Here is a 24,347-nt window from a genome sequence, read left to right as displayed (position 1 = left end):
AGGCTAATGAAATTATCGAAACGCTCCATTTATATCATATTAGTAATTGTATTGACCATTGCCATCGATCAAATTTCTAAAGTGCTTGTAAGAGCTAATATTCAACCTCAGACAGAGATAAGTTCAGGAGAACGCATTTCATTAATTGGTAATGCTTTCATTATGATGAATGTTGAAAACACAGGTGCTTTTTTAGGTATGGGGAGTGATTTAAACCCGACCCTTAGACTCGTCTTCTTACTTATTTTACCAATGATCGTTTTGGCTTTTGTTTTACGCCATATTTTAAAAGACAAAATGTTAGATAACGTATCACTTTTTGCTTTTGCTAGTATTATTGGCGGAGGAATTGCAAATGTTTATGACAGAATTATGTATGGATCGGTCACTGACTTTTTTTATATAGATTTAGGAGGCGTTTTTAAAACGGGTATTTTTAATATGGCAGACTTATCAGTAACTACTGGAATGATTATACTTGTTCTGATAAGTTTTAAAAAGAAGAAGAGAATAGCAGAATAATAAAAAAAGGCGGCTAAATTTTATTAACCGCCTTTTTTAGACATCAGAGGGTTATTTACCCCTAACCTTTTTTCCCATTTCCATGCGGAACTCATGGCGTCATCTAAAGTTAATTGAGATTTCCACCCCAATTCATTATTAGCTTTTGTGGTATCTGCATAAGCCGAAACAACATCGCCTTCACGTCTATCAACGATTTTATAGTTTAGTTTTTCACCAGAAACCTTTTCAAATGAATGGATGACTTCCAATACAGAACTTCCTGTTCCAGTTCCTAGGTTAAAGGTTTCATAATTATCTTTGTTTTTGTTGTTAAGTAAACGTTGCAAAGCAATAACGTGAGCTTTAGCTAAATCTACTACATGAATGTAATCTCTAACACAAGTACCATCTGATGTCGGGTAATCATCACCAAACACAGAGAGCTGTTCTCGAATTCCTATGGCGGTTTGTGTAATAAAAGGTACTAAATTTTGGGGAACTCCAATGGGTAATTCACCAATTTTAGCTGAGTCATGTGCTCCTATTGGATTAAAATATCGTAAAGCTATAGCTTTTAAATTTGGGGTTACTTTGCAAGTATCCTTGATGATTTCTTCGCCAATTTGTTTGGTGTTTCCATAAGGAGATTCCGCTAATTTTACAGGAGCATTTTCAGTGATTGGTAATTCATCTGCTTGGCCATACACTGTACAAGAGGAGCTAAATATAAAATTTCCAGAAGGCAATTTCTTTAATTCTTTTAGAATGTAAACCAGCGTACCTATATTATTTTCATAATACATTAATGGTTCCTTTACACTTTCACCAACAGCCTTACTAGCAGCGAAATGAATAACTCCTTTCAAATCGTTATGTTTTTTGAAAAAAGCCTCGACACTTTCTTTATCTTTTAAATCTAATTTTTCGAAAATAGGGGCTTTGCCCGTTATAGACGTAATACCATCTAGAACATCTATGGAAGCATTTGATAGATTATCAATAATAACCACTTCATAGCCCTCATTTTGTAATTCTACCACTGTATGAGAACCAATAAAGCCCAATCCACCAGTTACTAATATTTTATCCATTTATAAAATTTATAATAGTTGAGGTAATATAATCGATTTGTTCATTATCCAATTCAGTATGCATTGGCAATGAAATAACTTCTTTAGCCAATTTATTTGTTACGGCAAAATCTTCTTCATTATAACGCTCATCTGAATAGGCTTTTTGTTTATGAAGTGGTATAGGGTAATAGACTCCGCAAGGAATTGATTTTTCACCTAAATGCTTTACTAAAGCATCCCTATCTATACCTTTAAGTTGCAATGTATATTGGTGAAATACATGGCAATCGCAAATATCACATATGTCATCACAATTCCTAACAGTTTTAGGAGTCTTGATATTTTTAACATCTTTAAAGGCTAAATTGTATTTTTTAGCAGCATTTTGTCTAGCTTTATTATAAGTGTCTAAATGTGGTAATTTAGCATCTAAAACAGCAGCCTGTATACTATCTAAACGAGAGTTTACCCCAACGACGTCATGATGATAACGTTCATACATACCATGATTTACGATGCCTCTAAGGGTATGGGCTAAATCATCGTCATTTGTAAATATAGCACCGCCATCACCATAGCAACCTAAATTTTTTGAAGGGAAAAACGAAGTGGCTCCAACATCTCCTATAGTTCCAGCTTTTACTTTTTTGCCATTTTTATAAGTGTAGTTTGCCCCAATGGCTTGTGCATTATCTTCAATAACATATAAATTATGAGCTTTTGCAATTTCCATAACAGCTTCCATATTGGCGCATTGACCAAACAAGTGCACTGGCACAATAGCTTTTGTTTTGGGCGTAATGGCTTTTTTAATAGCTTCAATGTTAATATTGAAATCATCTTCATTAACATCAACTAAAACAGGTGTAAGCTGTAGTAAAGCAATAACCTCAACAGTTGCAGCAAAGGTAAAATCTGCTGTAATAACTTCATCGCCAGGTTTTAATCCTAATCCCATCATGGCAATCTGCAACGCATCCGTTCCATTAGCGCAAGGAATTACATGTTTAACACCTAAATATGCTTCTAAATTTTTTTGAAATTCCTGAACTTTTGGACCGTTAATGAATGCGGTAGTTTCCATAACTTCTTGGATTGAAGCATTAATGACATCTTTAATTTGGGTATATTGACCTTTAAGGTCAACCATTTGAATTTTATTCATCTAAAAAAATTACAGACCATGTATGTGTGGTCAATTTTAACAACTCCTGAGTTTGATTTGGAGACATACAAAATTACAAAATTCATTTACGTAATTGGTTAATTTATTTCAAAGAAATGTAATTTAGCATCAAAGAAAAAAGAATTGGGTTTTATATATAATATTGGAGTTCATCTTGCACATTTTGGATTAAAATGCGCTTCCTTGTTTAATAAGAAAATTGAATTGGGAGACAAAGGTAGATCCGAGACTTTCACTATTTTAAAAAACAATTTAACTTATAAAGATAAAACACTTTGGTTTCACTGTGCATCCTTAGGAGAATATGAACAAGGCCTTCCCGTATTTGAAGTATTAAGAGCTCATTTTAGAAATCATAAAATTGTTTTAAGTTTTTTTTCCCCATCTGGTTATGAAATTAGAAAAAACTCACCCATTGCGGATATTGTTGTTTATTTACCATTAGATACAAAGAATAATGCAAAGCTGTTTTTAGATATAGTTAATCCAGAATTGACAGTTTTTGTAAAATATGATATTTGGCCAAATTTTTTAAATGAATTAAAAAAAAAGAAACTAAGAGCGATTCTTATTTCAGCTAGTTTTAGAGGCGACCAATCTTTTTTTAAATTTTATGGAAAATCTTTAAGAGACGCTTTGTTTGCTTTCGAGCATATTTTCACTCAGAATGAAAAATCTAAAAAGTTACTTAATTCTATACATTATAATCATGTAACAGTTTCTGGAGACACTCGTTTTGATAGGGTATCTAGTCAATTACACCAAGATAATTATTTAGATTTTATTGAAATCTTTAAACAAGATAAATTATGCGTAGTTGCGGGTAGTACTTGGCCCGAAGACGAAGCATTGCTTATTGAGTTTATAAATTCTGAAGCATCCAAAGATGTGAAATTTATAATGGCACCACATAACATTAAATCAGGACAAATAAAAAATATCCAAGAAAAGTTGTTAGTGGAAAGTGTTTTGTTTTCTAATAAGGATAACAAAAAACTTCAGGATACTCAAATTTTAATAGTAGATACCATCGGAATACTTTCCAAAATTTATAGCTATGCTGACATTGCTTATGTTGGTGGCGCAGTAGGCACTACTGGATTGCATAATACATTAGAACCAGCGGTTTTTGGGATACCTATTATAATAGGTAATAACTTTTCTAAATTTCCCGAAGCGAAAGAGATGATTTCTTTAAAGGGCATGTTTTCAATTTCGAATCAAAAAGAATTGAATTCCATTTTAAAGGAATTAATTCAAAATTCAAAAAAGCGACTATATTCTGGACGTAATAATTCAGATTATATTAAAAGAAACAAGGGTGCAGTAAAAGAAATACTTAAATACTTAGGGGTATAATTACTATTTTTCTTTTTAATGTCCATTTGTAAAAGTAATTTCATATTCGAAAAAACACAAAGACTCCACAATTTTTCAAAAACATCAAACCATTATTAAACTTATCAAAATAGTGTGTCCTTATTCTGATGTTAACTGATTGAAAATTTAACCTAGAGTAAGTAATAAAAATCTGAAAATTTAGCGCAATCGGTTGTTTGGTTTGAAAAATTTTCTATATTTGACAAAATAAAACATGTTTTGGTTAAAATAGAGCATGTTTGTATTTAACAATTAAGTGTTAATTCCAATTAATACTAAAACTAAACTAAACTAAATTTTATGACAAAATTTTTATTTTTTAAAAAAGAAGGCATTAAGTATTTAGGATTCCTATTGCTTGTGTTTATGTTTTGTACAGGTATGAATGCCCAAACCAGAGTTTCTGGTACTGTGTCTGATCAAAACGGACCATTACCTGGTGTATCTGTCATTGTTGACGGAACTTCTAATGGTGCTGCTACCGATTTTGATGGTAGATACACATTGTCAAATGTGGCCTCTAATGCAACCCTTGTAATCAGTTATGTTGGGTTTGTTACCCAGAGAATTCCTGTAAACGGAAAAACAACTATTGATGTTACTTTGGTAGAAGACCTACAGGCGCTAGATGAGGTGGTTGTTGTAGGTTATGGGACTCAAAGTAGAGCAACCGTAACAGGTGCTATTTCTAATGTGAAAACAGAAGAGATTGCTGCTGTACCTGTTGCTAATGCTGTTGAGGCTCTTCAAGGTCGTGCAGCGGGGGTGCTGGTAATTAATACTGGTGGCCCAGGTACTGAACCTCAAGTTAATATAAGAGGATTGGGTACTTTTGGAAATAATGCTCCTTTATATGTTGTAGATGGTGTGATAGTAGGAAATCTTTCTGGAATCAGCCAAAACGACATAGAATCTATAAATATATTAAAGGATGCTTCCACAACAGCAGTGTATGGTGCTCAAGGTTCCAATGGTGTTGTCGTAGTGACAACCAAAAAAGGTAAAAAAGGACAAACAGAATTGTCATTGAATGTATTTACAGGATTCCAAACTCAAAACAAAAGATATGACCTATTAAATACACAACAATACCTTCAATACGCACAAGAGGCTTATGGTGTTACTATAACATCTCCTTTGTCTCAATCAGGTATTGTAACCGATTGGCAAGATGAAATCTATCAAACGGGTTTTATTCAAAACTATGATATGGCAGTCTCAGGTGGTGGAGAGAAAAGTACATTCAGGTTTTCTGGAGGATATTCAGAAAAAGAAGGAATCATTATAGAAACTGGTTTTGAAAAATTTTCTTTTAGAGCAAATAGTGATTTCGATTTAGGAAAGTTAAAAATAGGTCAGACAATGTCTGTCAACTTCAATAAAACAAAACCAGAAGCTAACTCTGGAGGACGTTCTTTACTAGAACATGCCATAAAAATGGCTCCTTATTTACCGGTTTACAATCCAGATAATATTGGTGGTTATCAAGGTCCGAATAATGATGATGGTGGAAATGATGCGGAGAACCCTGTTAGAATAATGGAGATTTCTACAAGAAATAACAGATCATTTGCCTTGGTAGGTAATGTGTTTGCTGAATATGAATTTATTGAAGGTTTGAAATTCAAAACACAAGTCGGTTTGGATTATTTTAGTACCAATAATTCTACCTTTACTCCATCTTACTCGGATGGTGATAAAAATAAACAGGATTTTGCCTCAATCAATAAAAGTTCTTCTTTTGGCCAAACCCTAATTTTTACAAATAGCTTAACGTACAACAAAACTATAGCTGATATGCATAATTTTGAATTATTGTTATTAGCGGAGAAATTTGAAAATAAATTTAATAATTTGAATGGTAGTAGTCAAAATCCAGTTTCTAATGAGATAGATAACATTCAGTCTTCTGATAAACAAATAAGCGCAACTAGTTCTAATAATGAATATAATAGGTTGGGTTATTTAGCAAGGTTAAATTACAATTATGATAACAAATATATAGCATCAGCATCGATTAGACGTGATGCGTCATCCAGATTCGGTGCGAATAATCGTTGGGGTACGTTCTATTCTGCGTCTTTAGGTTGGAATATTGCTAGAGAAGCATTTATGGAAAATTCTGATTTTAGTACCTTAAAAGTTAGAGGTAGTTATGGGGTGTCAGGTAACGATAAAATAGCTAATTATTCTTATGCAGCATTGCTTACCAGTGATTTTAATTATCCTTTTGGAAATGGTAATGGTTCTGGTACCACACCTGATGCATTACCAAATGCAGCTTTAAAATGGGAGCAAACAAAACAATTAAATATAGGATTGGATGTAGGTCTTTTTAATGAGAAACTTACAGCAGCTTTAGAATATTACATCAATACAAGTGATGATTTATTAGTAAGGGTACCTATTACTCCATCACTTGGAGTACACGCTGGTTCACAAGTTAAAAATGTAGGTTCTGTTGAAACTAAAGGTTTTGAAATAAACTTGGGATATAATGATTATGAGGGAGATTTTAAGTGGTCTGCAAACTTAAATGTAGGAACGAGTAAGAATATTGCAAAATCTACAGGAACTGCAGAGTTCTTACAAGGCGGGGGGTTTGAGAATGATCAAATTACAAGAATTCAAGTAGGAGAACCTCTTTTCTATTATTATGGATTGGTGAGCGATGGTATATATCAAACTACAGCTGAAGTTGATGCGGTATTTACTGCTCCTGCAGCTAATATATCATATCGTCCGCTGCCAGGTGATGTTAGATACTTAGATTTAAATGGGGATGGAAACATTACAGAAGCCGATAAAACCAATTTAGGAAATTCCACACCAGATTTTACTTATGGCGTGAATTTTGAAGCTTCATATAAAAATTGGGATTTTAATATTTTTATTAATGGTGTACAGGGCAGAGATCTTGTAAATACTAATATATACGATTTGCAAGGGATGCCAAGGTTGTTTAATTCAGGTGTTGGTGTATTGGATAGATGGACGCCAACAAACCCTTCTAATACAATTCCTAGGGCTGGAATAGGTGGTAGTGCAACTAGTGGAGCGCCTTTTAATGTTAGAATGTCAGATCGTTATTTAGAAGATGGATCTTTTGCCAGACTTAAAAACTTAGCTATTGGCTATACATTACCTAAAAACGCTTTTGGTCAAGATTATTTTTCAAAATGCAGAATATATTTCAGTGCTCAAAACTTAATAACAATAACGAATTATTCTGGTTTAGATCCAGAAATAGCTAATGTAGGTCCAGATGGAAGTCTATTTGATTCTGGTATTGATAGAGGTGCATTTCCCCAGCCTAAAACGTATTTAGTAGGCTTACAAGTTACATTCTAAAAAAAAAAATATGAAAACAACAAATAAAATTATTCTTTCGTTTTTCTCACTTTGTACCATATTAGTTATAGTCAGTGCATGTAGTGAAAAGGATCTAGAGCTGGCCGATCCAGGAAAATTATCGCCAGATAATTTTTACAGTACAGAACCTCAAGTACAATCAGCTGTAAACGCGATATATTCTAATTTTCAAACAATTGGTTTGTTCGTTAGGGCTTATTTCTTCCAAATGGATTTGATGGGTGGGGACGCTGCGGGAAATCCCCAATTAGAAGCAGACAAAGTTCAATATAGAAATTTTTCGTTTGATTCAAGCCATGGAAATATATCAGATTATTGGGAAAGTTGCTTTAGAGGCATTAACAAGGCCAATTTTGTTATAGTTAATGAAGACAAAATAAATAGTATAAATGTCGATTTGTTGAGTGATGTTAAAAAGGCAGAATATTTAGGAGAGGCTAGATTTTTAAGAGCTCTTTATTATTATCTTTTAGTTATTAGGTTTGGAGATGTACCATTAATTACTGAAATCCCCAAAACTCCTGAAGGGTTTCCTATATCTCCAAAGGAAGATATTTATAATTTGATTATTTCGGATCTTCAAGCAGCAGTACCTGGACTATATAGTAAGGACCAAGAGGAATATGAATTAGGAAGAGCAAATAAAGAAGCTGCTACTGCGCTATTAGGTAAAGTGTATTTAACTTTAAAACAATATGACTTGGCTTTGGCAGAGTTTAATAAAATATATGGGAAATATGCTCTGGAACCAAATTATTTCGACAATTTTAAGGATGAGACTGAGCATGGTGTAGAATCTATTTTTGAGATTGAATTTGATACAGCTTTAGGAACATCCGCTTTATGGAACAGTAGTGTTTCTGGAGCAGGGCAAAACGAATCTACTTTAAGGGGACAGGAGTATGGATGGAACGATTGGTTCAACACGTATCCAGATGATGATTTACTTGCTGAATATGAACCAGGAGACTCTAGGTATGATGATACCTTTTATACAGATGGGGATATATTCGAAGGGGATCCAGCACAACGTACAATTCGAACAGGAGTACCTCCAGCAACTGTTCCTGCTACAGAAATTTATATTTCGTTGGCACGTCAATCTGCTTGGAGAAAGTATCAAAACTATTATAAACGTTTGAACGAAAACACTAATTCTAGTATCAATTTTAAATATATAAGATATGCAGATGTTTTGCTTATGATGGCTGAATGTGAGAACAAAAGACCTGGAGGGGATCAAGATGCTGCTATTGGTTATATCAACGAAGTGAGACAAAGACCAAGCGTGATGTTACCAGAGTTGCCATTAGGACAGTCTCCAGAGAACGTTTTTAATGCCTTAGTGCATGAAAGACGTGTAGAGTTTGCTGGTGAACAATCACGTTTTAACGATTTATTGAGATGGGATATGGCTGGAACGGAATTGTCAGGACAAGGTTTCAAAACTGGAATACATGAGTTATGGCCAATTCCTCAAAGAGAGATTTCAAATAATGATGCCATAACAGATGATGATCAAAATCCTGGTTATTAATATTTTGGATATTATTAGTTAATTTATATTGATTTGGTTTAATAAAAGCAGCGTAAATAATACGCTGCTTTTATCTTTCATTTATTTTTTCACAAATGCAATTACTATCATGAAAACAATAACATCAGATAATTTACTGTCGTCTATGTTTTTTTTCAGACTTTGTTTAGGGTTCATTTCTTTAAGCACCTTACAAAACTGTTCTAAAAAAGAGGAATCGAATACCACTTTAACCGATACTAAAATTTTTAGTAAACTAGATACTTCCAAGACAGGAATCAATTTTATTAATACGCTAACAGAAAGTGATTCTTTAAACTATTTCACATACGGTTATTTATACATGGGTGGTGGCGTAGCTGTTGGTGATATAAATAATGATGGTTTGATAGATATATATTTTACTGGAAATCAAGTTAAAAATAGATTATACTTAAATAAAGGAAATCTTCAATTTGAAGATGTTACTGATAAAGCTAATGTAGGGGGAGATAATAGATGGTATACTGGTGTAACTATGGCAGATGTTAATGATGATGGATTGTTGGATATTTATTGCTCTGTTAGCGGTCAATCTGGCTCAAGGCAAAACCAATTGTTTATTAATAATGGTGATTTAACTTTTACGGAGAGCGCTGAGGAATATGGTCTAGGCGATAGAGGCAGTAGTGTACAAGCTACCTTTTTTGATTATGATAACGATGGTGATTTAGATGTGTATGTGGCTAATTATCCGCCAACACCATTTTCGGCACCTGTAGTTGTTTATACCTATGCCTTGAATCATGTGAAGGATATAGAATCAGATCATTTATACAAGAATGATAATGGAAAGTTTGTAGATGTAACGACCGAGGCAGGTGTAAAAGCTTTTGGGCTATCATTAAGCGCGACTGTAAGTGATGTAAACAATGATGGTTGGGATGATGTTTATGTATCCAACGATTTTAGCACACCGGACTATTTTTACATTAATAATCAAGATGGCACCTTTAAAGAAGTAACTAAACAAGCAACGCCACATACCGCATTTTACGGGATGGGAGCAGACATTGCCGATATAAACAATGATGGGAACTTGGACATATTTCAAGTGGATATGGATGCTAATAATAACCGTCGGAAAAAAGCAAATATGGCAAGTATGAATCCCCAATTATTTTGGGATGTTGTCGATGCTGGATTCCATTATCAGTACATGAATAATGTCATGCAGATTAATACTGGTCTTTACACTGACGATGGTGTTCCTTATTTTACGAATGTGTCTGGGATTACAGGAACCACTTCAACAGACTGGAGTTGGGGGCCATTGCTAGCTGATTTTGATAATGATGGAAAAAAGGATTTATATATAACCAATGGTACGCGTAAAGAAATAAACCATAATGATTATTTTAAAAGTTTAGATCATGAAAGAAAGAACCTATCTATTCTTGAGAAAAGCGTAGGGATTCCCTCAGAAAAAATAGATAACTTCATGTTTAAAAACCATGGAGATCTTAATTTTGAAAAGGTTAACGATAAATGGGGAATTGAAATGAAAGGCTTTTCCAATGGTGTTGCTTATGCAGATTTTGATAATGATGGTGATTTAGAAATAATAATTAATAATATTGATGATATTGCTACATTTTTTGAAAATAAAAGCTCCGAAAACACAAATTATATATCAATAAATTTTGAAGGTAAAGATGGTAATAAATTCGGACTTGGAAATAAGGTTTATGTTACTAATGAGAATGAAACTCAAGTGCAGGAATTAACATTAAGTCGTGGATTTCAATCATCTGTTGCTCCTGAATTGCATTTTGGATTAGGACAATCTAAAACTATTGAAAAACTGAAAGTAGTTTGGGGCGATGGTAAAATACAAGAACTAAGTAATGTAAATGCCAATCAAAAATTAAAATTAAAGTATACGGATGCTGTAGTGAAGAATGTTGTCGATGAGCAATTAAATGATAAAGTTTTGTTTGCAACAGTTCCGTCTACTTCAGAAATTTTCCCAGAATATAAACATGAAGAAAACATCTTTGATGATTTTGAAACGCAGGTTTTACTGCCACATAAAATGTCCTCATTTGGACCTGCATTAGCTGTGGGCGATTTAAATAACGATGGTTTAGACGATTATTTTATTGGAGGATCATCTGGTTTTGAAGGTCAATTATTTTATCAAACAACTAAGGGAGCTTTCGAAAAGCAAACACAAAATTTTTTCGATGAAGATAAAGTTTCAGAAGATTTAGGGGCCTTAATTATCGATATCGATAATGATGGAGATAATGATTTATATGTAGTAAGTGGAGGCTATGAATTTTTGACCGAAAAGAAATCGGAAAGTTTACAAGACCGATTGTATTTAAATGATGGTAAAGGGAATTTTAGTAAAGCAACCAAAGCTTTACCTAAAATGATTTCAAGTGGTTCTAGAGCTTATTCGGCCGATTTTAATAAAGATGGAAAGCCAGATATTTTAACTTTAGGAAGACAAGTTCCTGGAAATTATCCATTACCAGCAGATAGTTTTGTGTTAATTAACAAGAGTGACAAAAACACTATAAAGTTCAACATACTTTCTCCTGAAGTTTTTAAGGATTTGGGAATGGCAACAAGTGCAATTATTACAGATATAGATAATGATACTTGGCAAGATATTATTATAGTTGGAGAATGGATGCCCATTCGTGTCTTTAAAAATGTTAAAAATGGTTTTAAAGAAGTATCAGAAGATATGGGACTCAATAAAGACTCAGCTGGTTGGTGGTGGAGCATCAATCAAGGTGATTTTGATAATGACGGCGATATGGATTACATACTAGGAAATAACGGTTTAAACTATAAGTATAAAGCTAAGGAAAATGAAACTTTTGATATTTATGTAAATGATTTTGACAGGAACAATAAAAATGATATTGTTTTAAGTTATTATAATGAAGGGGTACAATATCCAGTAAGAGGAAGGGGTTGTTCTTCTCAACAAATCCCCTCAATTAAAGAAAAATTTAAAAATTATGAAACGTTTGCAGAAGCCTCTTTAGTAGATGTGTATTCAAAAAGGGATTTAGAAAATTCATTACACTATCAAGTTAAATCGTTTGCAAGCATATATTTGGAAAATAAAAACGGAAAATTTATCATTCATAAATTGCCTAATATGGCTCAAATATCAAGTGTCAATCAGATTTTAATTGATGATTATGATAAAGATGGATATTTAGATGCTTTAATAGCAGGAAATTTATATGTTTCGGAAGTAGAAACTCCTCGAAATGATGCAGGCTATGGTCTTTTTCTAAAAGGAAACGGAAAAGGTGATTTCAAAGCTGTTCCAGTAACTAAAAGTGGTTTCTTTGTGCCTGGTGATGTAAAGGAGATGGCTACCATAAAAGTAGGTAATAAATCATACATTATTGCGGCTAAAAACAATGATTATTTGCAATTTATTGAGTGTTTAAAATCTTAATTCTCTACAGTAGGCTATAAACAAAGAACACCCTCAATGGAGGGTGTTCTTTGTTTATATTAAATCTGTTGAATTTAATCCTTATAAGGAGTTAAAGTGTTGATAGTACCGTCTTCATTATAAGTGATTTCTGCAACTTTAATGGATCTCAAATGAGTTACCCCTTTAGAAAGGCTTGAGTCATGATAAAATAAATACCATTTATTGTCAACCTCACAAATGGAATGATGGGACGTCCAACCAACCACAGGATTTAAAATTTTCCCTTGGTAAGTAAAAGGCCCATAAGGACTATCTCCAATGGCGTAACAAATAAAGTGAGTATCTCCTGTAGAATACGAAAAATAATATTTCCCATTGTATTTGTGTAACCAGGGACCTTCAAAAAAACGTCTTTCATTATCTCCCGCCAATAAGGGATTTCCGTTTTCGTCTAAAATAACTACGTCTCTTGGGTTTTCGGAAAACTCCAATAAATCATTCGTCATTTTGACTACTTTTGCATTTAAAGCAGGTTCATTGTTTTCAGGAAGATGTGCAGTTGGACTATCTGGATGCTCTGCATTAAATATTCCGGTTCTCCAACGTTGTAATTGTCCGCCCCAGAGACCTCCAAAATACATATAATAACTTCCATCTTCATCTTCAAAAACAGCAGGGTCTATTGAAAAACTTCCTTTTATTGCCTCAGGTTGTGGGATAAATGAACCTACTGGAGAGTTACTTACTGCGACTCCTATTCTAAAAATACCATCATATCCTTTTGCTGGAAAAAATAAATAATATTTTCCATCTTTATGTGCAGCATCAGGAGCCCACATTTGTTTTTCTGCCCAAGGCACATCATTTACATGTAATGCTAAGCCATTATCTACAGCATCACTATTAATACTTTCCATAGATATGACATGGTAATCCTCCATGGCAAAATGACTTCCTAAGTCATCAAATGCTTCTCCTGCATCTATATCATGGGAGGGATATATATAAATTTTTCCATTAAAAACATGAGCCGATGGATCAGCAGTATATATGTGCTTCACTAAAGGCTGCGAAATAGCTTTTTTATTTAAAATTTCAAAATCAATGTGATCAATTGCTTCTTCTGGCATTATTATTTATTGTTTTATTTATTATAATCTCCTAATTTTTAAATCAGCTTCTATTTGAGTCTCCATTTTTTTGTTAATTTCATAGAAAAACAACAATCCAACTCCAATTAAAAATGGGATGGCTGGAAAAATGCTTACAAGTAACCTAGTTCCTTGTATGGCAGATTCTGGTTGTATGATGGGTATACCTGCAACAGCAGCTTCTTTAGTAATGTATCCATATGCGCCTAATAGCCATGAAACTAAAGCACTACCTATACTCAAGCCTCCTTTTAAACCTACCATCATGGCAGAAAAGATAATAGCCGTAGCGCGACGATTGTTTTTCCATTCAGAGTAATCGGCTACATCTGCTATCATCGCCCATAAAATAGGGGTACTAATTCCATAGAAAAACATGTGTAAAATTTGAGAAATAAAAATTATTTCGATTGCTTTAGGAGGATAAAAATAAAAGGCAATGATAAACAGTGTTGAAATAAATAAAGATGCTCCAAAAACGTTTCGTTTGCCATATTTATCTGCCAATCTTTTAGAAAGTGCAATACCTATTAAGCCAATAAGAATCCCACCTCCATTAAAAACACCTAATCCTAAAGATGTTTCATTTTCGAAAGTTGGTAAGAAACTTTTTAAAGGGTTTAAGAAGGAGTTTAATGCATTTTGATCTACATAATTTTCAAAGTAATATACATAAGAACCACCTTTCATTGCTAATGTTACAAAGACTAGCGTTGTTAGGGTTAACATGATAACCCAAGGTTTGTTTTTTATTAAATCACCTAAATCTTCTTTTATACTTGATTTTTGATCCAGATTAGGCACAACGCGTTCTTTTGTTGTGAAAAATGTAATCAGTAGCATAACAGTGCCTATTATGGCTAGCCAAGTCATTACGGTTTCCATACCTGCGGCTTTATTGCCATTTCCAGCTTTCAAAATAAAATCGTACATGAATACTTGAACGAAAAATTGAGCACCCATAACAGCTATAAAACGGTAAGCAGATAAGCTGTTTCGTTCTTTCATATCACCTGTAATAACACCACTTAACGCAGAATATGGTAAATTGTTTGCAGCATATAATAAAAGCAGGAGAGTATAGGTAATTACCGCATAGATAACCTTCCCTTTATAAGCAAAATCAGGAGTGCTAAAGGCAAGCATTGATGCCACTCCTAATGGTATGGCTGTCCACAAGATCCAAGGCCTAAACTTACCCCATTTGGTAGATGTCCTATCGGCTATCATGCCCATAATAGGATTAAAAGCAAAGGCGGCTATAAGCCCTACAACTAATGTTACTGCAGAGGCGTCATGAGCTTTAAGTCCATATATATCTGTATAGAAATAGGCTAAATAGGTAACCAATGTTTGGAACACCAAGTTTGCTGCGAGGTCTCCTAGACTATATCCAATTTTTTCTTTTATGGATAGTTTGTGTGAATCTGTACTCATGTGCTTATTTAGTTAGTTGTTTATCTTCTCTTAGTTTTAATGCAATAATACTATCATAGGCACTTTTTGGTTTTAGTTGCCTATCAAAAAGCAAAGGATAATTAGTTCTTCCTCTAACTGGGAAGCCATTAAGCCAAGATTGCCCATCGCTTACACCCCAAAATGTAACTCTACTGATTTTATCTTTATGCTTTAAAAATATTTTAAAAATGTCTTTATAACGGTTGGCTAGTTTTACTTGGATAGAATCTGGTAAGCCTTTTGTATACGGATTCATTACTTCACTATTTTGAAAGTTTTGAGCAATGTCAGCACCTACTAATTCATCAGGATTTGGTAGCACACTTATGTCAAGCTCTGTAATCGCAACTTTAACACCTAGAGCCGAGTAATCTAAAATACTTTGTTCAATATCTTCAAGAGAAGGCGTATTTAAATGCCAATGCCCCTGCATACCAATACCATCAACTTTAATGCCTTTATCTATAATATTTTTAACCATTTTTATGGCGCCTTTCCTTTTTTCCGCATTAGCCATGTTGTAATCGTTATAATATAAATCTGCTTTAGGATCAGTTTCGGATGTCCATTTAAAAGCTAAAGCTAAATAATCCTCTCCCATAGTGTTTAAGAAAACGGATTGCCTTAAGGTACCATCTTCATTTAAGGCTTCATTTACAACATCCCAAGAATTCACTCTGCCTTTATATCTACCAACAATTGTTTGGATATGGTTTTTAAGGGCTTCGGCCATTTCTGTACTGTCTTTTATGCTTCTTATCCATGAAGATAATTGACTGTGCCAAACTAATGTGTGCCCATGTATGAACATATTGTATTTTTCGCCAAGAGCTACAAATTTGTCTGGATATTCATAATTAAAAGAGTCTTTTGTTGGATGAATTTGCATCGACTTCATTTCATTTTCGGCAGTAATACTACTAAATTCTCTACCGACGATACCTGCCATTACAGAATCGCTTTCATCTATTTGAAATTTATTAATAGCGGTGCCAATATAAAAGGCGTCTTCATAAACATTTCTAAGGGTGATCGCAGGTTTTTTAGGTTCTACTTCATTGGTTTTACAACCAATGACTAATATGAGCAGTGCTGTAAAAAATAGGAATTGTTGTTTTATCTTCATGATTTGTTTATATAGTTTAGTTGTTTTTTTAAGTCTTTAATTACCCGGAGCGAAAGGAAATTTTAATGATTGAAAATAGTCTAAGGTTTGCGTTGGTTTTTCTACGTCTTCTGGTAAAGGCATACCAGAAAATTGTTGAAAATATAATAAACAAGCATCACGCCACCATTTGGCTTCTTTATATTGAATGTTCAATAACATTTTTATGTTATTAAATCTTTCGACATCTACATAATTTTCCATTTTATCCCAAGTTTTTATCATAGATGCTACTTGGTCAACACCTTCTTGGTATTTCAAAGCCATACCATTCCAAAGTGTTTTGCCATTTTTTAATTTATAATCCCAAGGGACATGATGAAACCATAATAAATCTTGTTCTGGAATAGATTTTAAATCATTAAAGACGTTAGCAACTTCAGGAGCATATTGTGCTGTGGCATTACTTCCTGTAGGCGTTCTATCAAAACCAATGCCTAGAGAATCTGCCTTATGGTAATATACAGGATTCCATTCAGGCCTTGAAAGATTAGAGACCCAAGGCCCGGGACCATAGTGGTGCCCAGTATCCATAATATGATGCAAACCTAAAGGCGTCATATAATTAACGACAGCTTCTCTAGAGTCCAGCATCATCTGTTTTATTGGTTTAATAAAGGTTTCGTTATTGGAGAATGTTTGTTTTAGCCATTCATCTGCAATAGTCTCAGCACTCAAATATGGATTCCAAGCGAGTCTGCCAAATCCATACCAATTGGCTTGTAATAAGGAGTTTCCTGTCCAATTAATATCATTTCCTATATTACTAACACCAGCGATGCCAGTTAGTCTTTTGCCGTCTAACGAGCCATCAATATCTTTAGCAACTGTTGAACCTTTTCCTTTTCTATAGGTGTCTGCATGTAATGTTTCCTCATAAAGCTTAGGCAAAAATATGGAATGCGTGCTAAAGCCTAAATACTCTTGTGTAATTTGAAACTCCATCATTAATGGCGTTTTTGGCATAGCTCCAAACATGGGGTGAAATGGTTCTCGCGGTTGAAAATCTATAGCGCCATTTTTTACTTGAATAATGACATTATCTTTAAATTGACCATCATAGGGTACAAACTCCGTGTAGGCTTGTTTCGCTCTATCAGATGCATCATGTTCAGAATATACAAAAGCTCTCCACATCACAATGCCTCCAAATGGCTCAAGGGCATTTGCTAGCATATTGGCACCATCAACATGATTTCTATCATAATTTTGTGGTCCGGGTTGGCCTTCAGAATTTGCTTTTACTAAAAACCCACCAAAATCGGGAATTCTTTGGTAAATCTCTTTCGTTTTTTCTTTCCACCAATTTATAACATTATAGTCAAGCGGATCGGCAGTTTCCAAACCACCAATTTCTATGGGAGCAGAAAAACGAGCGGTTAAATATACTTTTATGCCATAAGGTCTAAAAATATTGGCAAGGGCCTCTACTTTTTCTAAGTATTGAGGAGTCAAAATAATAGCATTGGCATTGACATTATTTAAAACAGTGCCATTAAGGCCTATAGAAGCATTTGCTCTAGCATAATCTGTATAGCGAGGGTCTAGATAATCAGGCAGACGATGCCAATCCCAAATGGAGAAGCCAGCATAACCCCTTTCTACCGTTCTGTCCAAATTATCCCAATGATTTAAAACACGTAAATTGATTTTTGGGGAATCAATGATATGTAATTTTTCTATGGATTGATTTGTTTGCAACAATCTTAAAAAATTATAAACCCCGTAAAGAACACCAACATCTGTTTTTCCTGTGATTATAATATGGTTTTTACCTTTAAAAGCAACAGATTTTATAATAAAACCTTCTTCATTTATTTCATTAAAAGCATTGCCTAATTGAATTAGAACATCTTTATCCAAATTGGCTTTGGAACCAAAAACTAACGTGTTTTTGGTATTCTTATTAGAAGATAAAAACTCTGACCCCAACATGCTGCCAAATCCTCTTTTAAGCTCTTCTAATCCTATATTTATGGTTTCAGAATGCCCTGATGGGACTAATTTTCCAATAGTTTTTAGATAATCTTTTCTTAAAGATTCACTCTTTATATAACTATATTCTAGCCACAATTTGTATCCATCATTTGCAAAAATGTAATTACAAAAAACAATCGAAAACAATAATATGAAATGGTTTTTTTTAAGCATAAATTTTGTGTGAAAGATATATAATTTTCAGCTATATTGCATTATCAATTTTTTTTTAAAGTGCTCAATTTATATGTATTTAGCAATATAGCAGCCATTAAAATGAGGAAGATTTATTTAAAATATGATTTAATTCGTAAAACTAAAACAATCAAAACTAAAATAAAAATTATTCAATACATTTGCTGTATTAAAATAGCCATCCAAACTTAACTAAATAGAACTAATTGCCATGAGAAAAACCATATTTCCTTCTCTTTTGATTATCTTATCCATTCTAGTTATTACTTCATGCAATAATAAGAGGGAAAATATTTCAGGGAATGTAAATAAAGTATCTGAAAATAGTTATGATTCACTTCCTTTTTATAATCCATCACTTTCAATAGATGAAAGAGTTCAAGATTTAATTTCAAGATTAACACTTGAAGAAAAAATAAGTCAGATGATGAATGGTACACCAGCCATTGAACGTTTGCACATTCCTCCTTATGATTACTGGAATGAAGCACTACATGGTGTTGGTCGTACTTGTGCCGCCACCGTTTTTCCTCAAGCTATTGGTTTAGGTGCTACCTTCGATGCCGATTTAGCATTCAGAGTATCAACAGCAATCTCTGATGAAGCAAGAGCTTTGTATAATGCTACTGCAGAAAAAGGATACTACAAACAATATAATGGGTTAACGTTTTGGACACCTAACATTAATATTTTTAGAGATCCAAGATGGGGTCGCGGTCAAGAAACTTATGGGGAAGATCCTTATTTAACAGCTGTTTTGGGGACTGCTTTTGTAAAAGGATTGCAGGGTGATAATCCAAACTATTTAAAAACAGCAGCTTGTGCTAAACATTTTGCGGTACATAGTGGACCAGAGCAAGTAAGACATGAGTTTAATGCCGAGGTAAGTCAAAAAGATTTATGGGAAACGTATTTGCCTGCATTTGAAGCTTTAGTTAATGCGAATGTGGAATCTGTAATGTGTGCTTACAATAGAACTAATGGTGAACCATGTTGTTCAAATAATTATTTAATTACTGATGTACTTAGAAATAAATGGCATTTTAAAGGCCATGTTTTAACAGATTGTGGTGCGTTAGAAGATTACTACAAACAAGCTAATGAAGGAGGGCATGGCATTGTTAAAACAGAAACTGAAGCCGCTGCGTTAGCATTAAAAAGCGGCGTGAGTCTTAATTGTGGTGTTACGTATTCCGCTTTATCCAATGCTATTAAGGAAGGGTTAATTGGAGAAAAAGATATAGACACCCAATTAGCTATTTTGCTAAAAACTAGATTTAAGTTAGGATTATTCGATCCAAAGGGAAGTAATCCTTATGATGACATTTCATTTGATGTGGTAAACGGAAAAACCAATAGAGCCTTAGCGAAGGAAGCCGCCCAAAAAAGTATCGTACTTTTAAAAAACAATGGCATATTGCCTTTAAAGAATGACCTTTCAAAATATTTTGTTACGGGGCCAAATGCCACGAGTATAGAAATCCTTTTAGGCAATTACTACGGTGTAAATTCAAATATGGTAACCATTTTAGAAGGTGTAAGTGCAGCTATCAGTCCTACAAGTCAGTTACAATATAGATTGGGTGCTATGCTTAATAAACCTAATATAAACCCTATAAACTATGCTATTGGGCATGCTGGCAGTAGCGATGTAACCATTGTGGTTTTGGGTTTATCCAGTACCTTGCAAGGAGAGGAAGGAGATTCTATTGATTCTTCAACGGCAGGGGATAGATTGGATTATGATTTACCAGATAACCAAATAGCTTATCTTAAGCAATTACGAGAAGCAGCCGATAAAAATCCGGAAGATAAAAAACCTATTGTAGCTGTGATTACTGGAGGAAGTCCTATAAATCTATCAGAAGTACAAGAATTAGCGGATGCTATTTTAATGGTTTGGTATCCAGGTGAAGAAGGCGGAACGGCTGTAGCTGATATTCTTTTTGGGAATGTGTCCCCTTCCGGCAGATTGCCAATAACATTTCCAAAGTCTTTAGATCAGTTACCAGCTTTTGATGATTATTCTATGAAAGGTAGAACCTATAAATACATGAACCAAGAGCCAATGTATCCTTTTGGGTTTGGATTAAGTTACACCAACTTTACTTATAGTAACATAAAAGCTGCTAGCACTACAATTTCAAAAAGTGATAGTGTAAAAGTGCAAGTGAAAATTACAAACTCTGGAAAAGTAAAATCAGATGAAGTTGCTCAAATATATATATCAGATATAGAAGCATCTGTCTCCGTTCCTAATTTTCAACTTATCAATACAAAAAGAGTGACTTTGGAGCCTGGAGAATCAAAGGATTTGGAATTTGAACTAACTCCCAAAGATTTTGAAATTGTGAAAGAAGATGGTACAAGAACAATAGAATTGGGCGAATTTAAAATCTACGTTGGTGGTTCAAGCCCTATGAAACGTAGTTTTGAACTGGGTGCACCAAAAATGTCTGAGATTCTAATTGCTATAAAATAATGGGGTAGATATCTTAGCTAATAAACTGCCTGATAAAATTAGTTTCTTTTGGATGAATCACGAGCAATAACCTCAGTATTTAAAACTGTGATGTCTTTAATGTCGTTTTTTGTAGGTTGTTCTAAATTTTTTAGAATAATTTCTGCCGAAGCTTGACCCAATTTTTCTGCCGGGTGTGAAATGGTTGATAAATTAGGTTCTATAATCCTAGAATTTGGGTCATTGTTAAAACCAATTACCGCTATTTCCTCTGGGATTTTAATGCCTCTTTTTTTAACACATTGAATGGCACTAATGGCTAACATGTCTCCTGCTGCAAAAATACCATCGGGACGGTTTTTTAAGTTAAGCAGTTTGTTGGTTGCTGTTTCGGTTTCTTCGTAGCTTACAGATTTAAGATTTACTATAAGTTTATTATCAACTGGCAGGTTGTTTTGCTTTAAGGCATCTATATATCCTTTTTTTCTTTCACTATAAATATTCCCAAATTCAGAAGCTCTAGTAATATGTGCAATGTTTATACATCCTTGGTCTATGAGATGTTTAGTCGCTTTATAACCTGCAGCATAATTATCAATCATCACTCGGTAGGTGTCCGCATGTTTTGGTACTCTATCTACGAAGACTAACGGAATGTCATTATCTGTGAATATCTTGAAATGCTTGATGTCTTGGGTTTCCATTGCTAAGCAACAAATAACACCACTAACCCTGCTGCTATATAGTGACTGGATTAAATTGACCTCTTCTTCATAGGAGTCGTGTGATTGCATAATAACTACATTATATCCTGCTTCTTGAGCTGTTATCTCAACACCGCTTATTAATGAAGAAAGAAAAGGTTGAGCAATGGTCGGTAGCAGAACCCCAATAGTCTTTGTTTTTTTATTTCTTAAACTAGCGGCTAAATTATTTGGACGATATCCCATTTCAATAGCTGCTCTTTTTACTTTATCAATGGTTTTTTGACTAATACTATGATGACCATTTAATGCCCTTGAAATTGTCGAAGTTGCTAAATTCAATTTTTCAGCTAAATCATAAATAGTAACTTCTGTATGTTTTTTCATGGATCTTAAAAAAATATGTCAAATATACATTTTTAAAACAAACTACATTTTTAATTTAAAATCAATTTAATTTAAAATTTTAAGAAATTATCATCTAAATGTATAATTATTCGCATATATAACTTAATAATTAAATGATTTCAATGAAAAAAATGGTATTAATGTTCGCTTTAATATTTGTACTAAGCTTAGCTTTTACATCTTGTAGAAATAATAAAAAGGTTGATTCTGCCGAAGAAGTTCTTGAAAATGCCGGTGAAGCGATTGAAGATGCTGCCGATGATGCAGCAAAAGCAACAGAAGAAGTATTAGAAGATGCAGGGAAGGCTATTGAAAGTGCTGTTGATGCTATAGGAGATGCTGTTAAAAAGGCTGGTAAAGCCATTGATAAAAAAATTGATGACGTTAGAAAAGACTAATTCTATAGATTTATAATAATAAAAAAGGGTCTTCAATAGAAGACCCTTTTTTATTAAGTGATTTATAAATAGTAACTTAAGTGAAATAACTAAGGACACCAATTACAATAAGCACTAATAATACAGAAAGAACCACATCAATAGCGTCAAAACTATCCTTATTCGCTTGTTTTTGTTCTTCTGAAAGTGTTCCAAAGGCTAAACCTTTAATCGATTCGTAATTAGGTGATTGGGAAGTCAAGCTAACCGTTACACATACAATTACAGAAAAAATAAACATAAATATAGCCATGTGGGCAAAATTAATGGTAGCGAATATGAAAGCGAAATTTTCAACTTTAATACCTGATGATATTTGAGGTTGATAATATATTTCAGAGCCTAAGCGTAAAATTAATAGAACTAATCCTGATAATAATGTTACTATAGCAGCTTTAGAATTTACTCGTTTCCAAATGATTCCCAATAAAAAAACAGCAGTTACTGGAGGGGCTATATAAGATTGCACATTTTGAAGGTATTGATACATCACTCCGCCACCAATTTTTTCCATAATAGGAATCCAAATAATCCCTAGAACAACAATGAATCCAGTGGCTATTTTACCGGTTTGAACCAAAATTTTCTCTGTTTTTTCTGGATGTAATTTTTTATAAATATCAATAGTGAAAATAGTAGAGCAGGAGTTGAATACGGAAGCTAATGAACTCATTAAAGCTGCCATTAAGCCTCCCGCTACCAATCCTTTTAATCCAACTGGTAATAGTGTTTTTACCAACATAGGAAATGCTCTATCTGCTTTTTCTACTGAAAATACTTCTGGATTTTGAATGGATAAAGCAAATGCGATGATACCAGGAATAAGGAAAATTAAGATAGGAAGTAGTTTTAAATAGGCTCCGAAAATAGCTCCACGTCTACCAATTTTAATATTATTGGCTGCCAAGGTTCGTTGAACTATGTATTGGTCTGTACACCAATACCAGATACCAACAATCGTTCCACCAAATAATAAACCTGTCCATGGGAATTGAGAATCGTGCATTGATCGCCACATATTAAAATGCTCAGGCTTTACAGCAATAACTGTTTCCCGTAATTGTGACCATCCACCCACTTCTCTTAAACCCAAATAAGTTATAATTACTGAGCCCAAGATTAGAATAACAGTTTGTAACGTTTCCGTATAGATAACCGCTTTCATACCTCCAACAACCGTATATATTCCTGTGAAAATCACAATGCCAATGGCACCATACCAGAATGGAATTCCCAATAATTCAGATACTACAATACCGCCTGCATAAATGGTAACGGATACTTTAGTAAGGACATAAGCTACTAACGAAAATAAAGATAAAAACCATCGAGAACGGCTGTCGAACCTTTTTTCTAAAAACTCGGGCATGGTAAAGGCACCGCTTCTAATATAAAAAGGCAGAAATAACCATCCTAGAAGTAATACGATCCACGCATGTAATTCATAATGGGCCATGGGGGTTCCAGATTCAAATCCCGTTCCAGCCAATCCAACAACATGTTCAGATCCTATATTGGAAGCGAAAATAGAAGCTCCAATAACAAACCATCCCACATTTCTGCCCGCTAAAAAATAATCTTCGGTATTTTTATCTTTTTGTAAAACTACCCAAACGGCTACAGCTATTAAGGCAAGGAAATAAACTCCGAGAACTACCCAATCTAAGTTTTCTAGAACCGATTGCATAGCTAAAAAATAAGTTTTCATATAAAAAATGATTTAGTTTAGTCGACTATAAATATATTAATTAAATTATTACAAATTACTCTTGCTTAATAAGTTGATGAAATATTTATTATTTTAATGAAACTCCAATAAAAACGAAAAGAGAGGCTATTAGCCTCTCTTTATTATTAACACAATCAATATTATTTGATTTTACTGAAA

15 protein-coding genes are annotated in these 24,347 nt (G+C 33.7%); 7 read left to right on the top strand and 8 right to left on the bottom strand.

Annotation, left to right across the window (positions count from 1 at the left end):
• Window positions 1-6: 6 nt before the first annotated feature.
• Window positions 7-522, top strand: coding sequence for a signal peptidase II (gene lspA / locus DKT72_RS14190; protein ID WP_111309402.1), 516 nt, complete (start codon window positions 7-9; stop codon window positions 520-522).
• Between the two features lie 23 nt (window positions 523-545).
• Here the strand turns inward: lspA and galE are convergent, their stop codons facing one another.
• Together galE and DKT72_RS14180 are read right to left on the bottom strand one after the other, a co-directional pair.
• Window positions 546-1,595, bottom strand: coding sequence for a UDP-glucose 4-epimerase GalE (galE, locus tag DKT72_RS14185; RefSeq protein WP_111309401.1), 1,050 nt, complete (start codon window positions 1,593-1,595; stop codon window positions 546-548).
• A complete protein-coding gene (locus DKT72_RS14180; protein WP_111309400.1) occupies window positions 1,588-2,742 on the bottom strand; it encodes a DegT/DnrJ/EryC1/StrS family aminotransferase in 1,155 nt (384 codons plus the stop codon). The genes galE and DKT72_RS14180 overlap by 8 nt, the downstream gene beginning before the upstream one ends.
• Window positions 2,743-2,946: 204 nt before the next feature.
• On the opposite strand from DKT72_RS14180, the gene DKT72_RS14175 reads away from it, so the two are divergent.
• From DKT72_RS14175 to DKT72_RS14160, 4 genes are all read left to right on the top strand, one after another.
• Complete coding sequence (locus DKT72_RS14175; RefSeq protein WP_235841716.1) at window positions 2,947-4,122, top strand: 3-deoxy-D-manno-octulosonic acid transferase; 1,176 nt, start codon at window positions 2,947-2,949, stop codon at window positions 4,120-4,122.
• Between the two features lie 321 nt (window positions 4,123-4,443).
• Window positions 4,444-7,494, top strand: coding sequence for a SusC/RagA family TonB-linked outer membrane protein (locus DKT72_RS14170; RefSeq protein WP_235841715.1), 3,051 nt, complete (start codon window positions 4,444-4,446; stop codon window positions 7,492-7,494).
• Window positions 7,495-7,504: 10 nt separating this feature from the next.
• Window positions 7,505-9,052: a RagB/SusD family nutrient uptake outer membrane protein gene (locus DKT72_RS14165; RefSeq protein WP_111309398.1), complete on the top strand. Its 1,548-nt coding sequence runs from the start codon at window positions 7,505-7,507 to the stop codon at window positions 9,050-9,052.
• Between the two features lie 109 nt (window positions 9,053-9,161).
• Window positions 9,162-12,521: a VCBS repeat-containing protein gene (locus tag DKT72_RS14160; RefSeq protein ID WP_235841713.1), complete on the top strand. Its 3,360-nt coding sequence runs from the start codon at window positions 9,162-9,164 to the stop codon at window positions 12,519-12,521.
• A gap of 74 nt (window positions 12,522-12,595) precedes the next feature.
• Here the strand turns inward: DKT72_RS14160 and DKT72_RS14155 are convergent, their stop codons facing one another.
• The 4 genes from DKT72_RS14155 to DKT72_RS14140 are packed head-to-tail and all read right to left on the bottom strand — an operon-like array spanning window position 12,596 to window position 18,428.
• Window positions 12,596-13,633, bottom strand: coding sequence for a glycoside hydrolase family 43 protein (locus tag DKT72_RS14155; RefSeq protein WP_111309397.1), 1,038 nt, complete (start codon window positions 13,631-13,633; stop codon window positions 12,596-12,598).
• A gap of 21 nt (window positions 13,634-13,654) precedes the next feature.
• Window positions 13,655-15,091, bottom strand: a complete 1,437-nt coding sequence (locus DKT72_RS14150; protein WP_111309396.1) for an MFS transporter — start codon at window positions 15,089-15,091, stop codon at window positions 13,655-13,657.
• A gap of 4 nt (window positions 15,092-15,095) precedes the next feature.
• On the bottom strand, window positions 15,096-16,238 hold the full coding sequence (locus DKT72_RS14145; protein WP_111309395.1) for an endo-1,4-beta-xylanase: 1,143 nt from the start codon (window positions 16,236-16,238) through the stop codon (window positions 15,096-15,098).
• A 36-nt stretch (window positions 16,239-16,274) separates the two neighbouring features.
• The gene (locus DKT72_RS14140) at window positions 16,275-18,428 is read right to left on the bottom strand and encodes an alpha-glucuronidase family glycosyl hydrolase (RefSeq protein ID WP_111309394.1); all 2,154 of its coding nucleotides are present in this window, start codon (window positions 18,426-18,428) and stop codon (window positions 16,275-16,277) included.
• 232 nt (window positions 18,429-18,660) lie between these two features.
• Between DKT72_RS14140 and DKT72_RS14135 the strand changes: the two genes are divergently transcribed.
• Window positions 18,661-20,931 (top strand): glycoside hydrolase family 3 C-terminal domain-containing protein, encoded by a 2,271-nt coding sequence (locus DKT72_RS14135; RefSeq protein ID WP_111309393.1) that lies wholly within the window; start codon window positions 18,661-18,663, stop codon window positions 20,929-20,931.
• Between the two features lie 38 nt (window positions 20,932-20,969).
• On the opposite strand, the gene DKT72_RS14130 is transcribed toward DKT72_RS14135, so the two are convergent.
• A complete protein-coding gene (locus tag DKT72_RS14130) occupies window positions 20,970-22,001 on the bottom strand; it encodes a LacI family DNA-binding transcriptional regulator (protein ID WP_111309392.1) in 1,032 nt (343 codons plus the stop codon).
• Window positions 22,002-22,144: 143 nt separating this feature from the next.
• Between DKT72_RS14130 and DKT72_RS14125 the strand changes: the two genes are divergently transcribed.
• On the top strand, window positions 22,145-22,420 hold the full coding sequence (locus DKT72_RS14125; protein WP_111309391.1) for a hypothetical protein: 276 nt from the start codon (window positions 22,145-22,147) through the stop codon (window positions 22,418-22,420).
• 76 nt (window positions 22,421-22,496) lie between these two features.
• Here the strand turns inward: DKT72_RS14125 and DKT72_RS14120 are convergent, their stop codons facing one another.
• A complete protein-coding gene (locus DKT72_RS14120; RefSeq protein ID WP_235841712.1) occupies window positions 22,497-24,167 on the bottom strand; it encodes a sodium:solute symporter in 1,671 nt (556 codons plus the stop codon).
• Between the last annotated feature and the right edge of the window lie 180 nt (window positions 24,168-24,347).

The organism is Confluentibacter sediminis (assembly GCF_003258355.1).
Lineage (GTDB): Bacteria > Bacteroidota > Bacteroidia > Flavobacteriales > Flavobacteriaceae > Confluentibacter > Confluentibacter sediminis.
The sequence above is the reverse complement of the archived record's forward strand: the minus strand, read 5'-3'. Positions and strand labels throughout refer to the sequence as shown.

Excerpts from the sequence above, each read along its gene's own strand:
- lspA (WP_111309402.1), top strand. The coding sequence starts at position 7 with ATGAAATTATCGAAACGCTCCATTTATATCATATTAGTAATTGTATTG.
- galE (WP_111309401.1), bottom strand. The coding sequence starts at position 1,595 with ATGGATAAAATATTAGTAACTGGTGGATTGGGCTTTATTGGTTCTCAT.
- DKT72_RS14180 (WP_111309400.1), bottom strand. The coding sequence starts at position 2,742 with ATGAATAAAATTCAAATGGTTGACCTTAAAGGTCAATATACCCAAATT.
- DKT72_RS14170 (WP_235841715.1), top strand. The coding sequence starts at position 4,444 with ATGACAAAATTTTTATTTTTTAAAAAAGAAGGCATTAAGTATTTAGGA.
- DKT72_RS14165 (WP_111309398.1), top strand. The coding sequence starts at position 7,505 with ATGAAAACAACAAATAAAATTATTCTTTCGTTTTTCTCACTTTGTACC.
- DKT72_RS14160 (WP_235841713.1), top strand. The coding sequence starts at position 9,162 with ATGAAAACAATAACATCAGATAATTTACTGTCGTCTATGTTTTTTTTC.
- DKT72_RS14155 (WP_111309397.1), bottom strand. The coding sequence starts at position 13,633 with ATGCCAGAAGAAGCAATTGATCACATTGATTTTGAAATTTTAAATAAA.
- DKT72_RS14150 (WP_111309396.1), bottom strand. The coding sequence starts at position 15,091 with ATGAGTACAGATTCACACAAACTATCCATAAAAGAAAAAATTGGATAT.
- DKT72_RS14145 (WP_111309395.1), bottom strand. The coding sequence starts at position 16,238 with ATGAAGATAAAACAACAATTCCTATTTTTTACAGCACTGCTCATATTA.
- DKT72_RS14140 (WP_111309394.1), bottom strand. The coding sequence starts at position 18,428 with ATGCTTAAAAAAAACCATTTCATATTATTGTTTTCGATTGTTTTTTGT.
- DKT72_RS14135 (WP_111309393.1), top strand. The coding sequence starts at position 18,661 with ATGAGAAAAACCATATTTCCTTCTCTTTTGATTATCTTATCCATTCTA.
- DKT72_RS14130 (WP_111309392.1), bottom strand. The coding sequence starts at position 22,001 with ATGAAAAAACATACAGAAGTTACTATTTATGATTTAGCTGAAAAATTG.
- DKT72_RS14125 (WP_111309391.1), top strand. The coding sequence starts at position 22,145 with ATGAAAAAAATGGTATTAATGTTCGCTTTAATATTTGTACTAAGCTTA.
- DKT72_RS14120 (WP_235841712.1), bottom strand. The coding sequence starts at position 24,167 with ATGAAAACTTATTTTTTAGCTATGCAATCGGTTCTAGAAAACTTAGAT.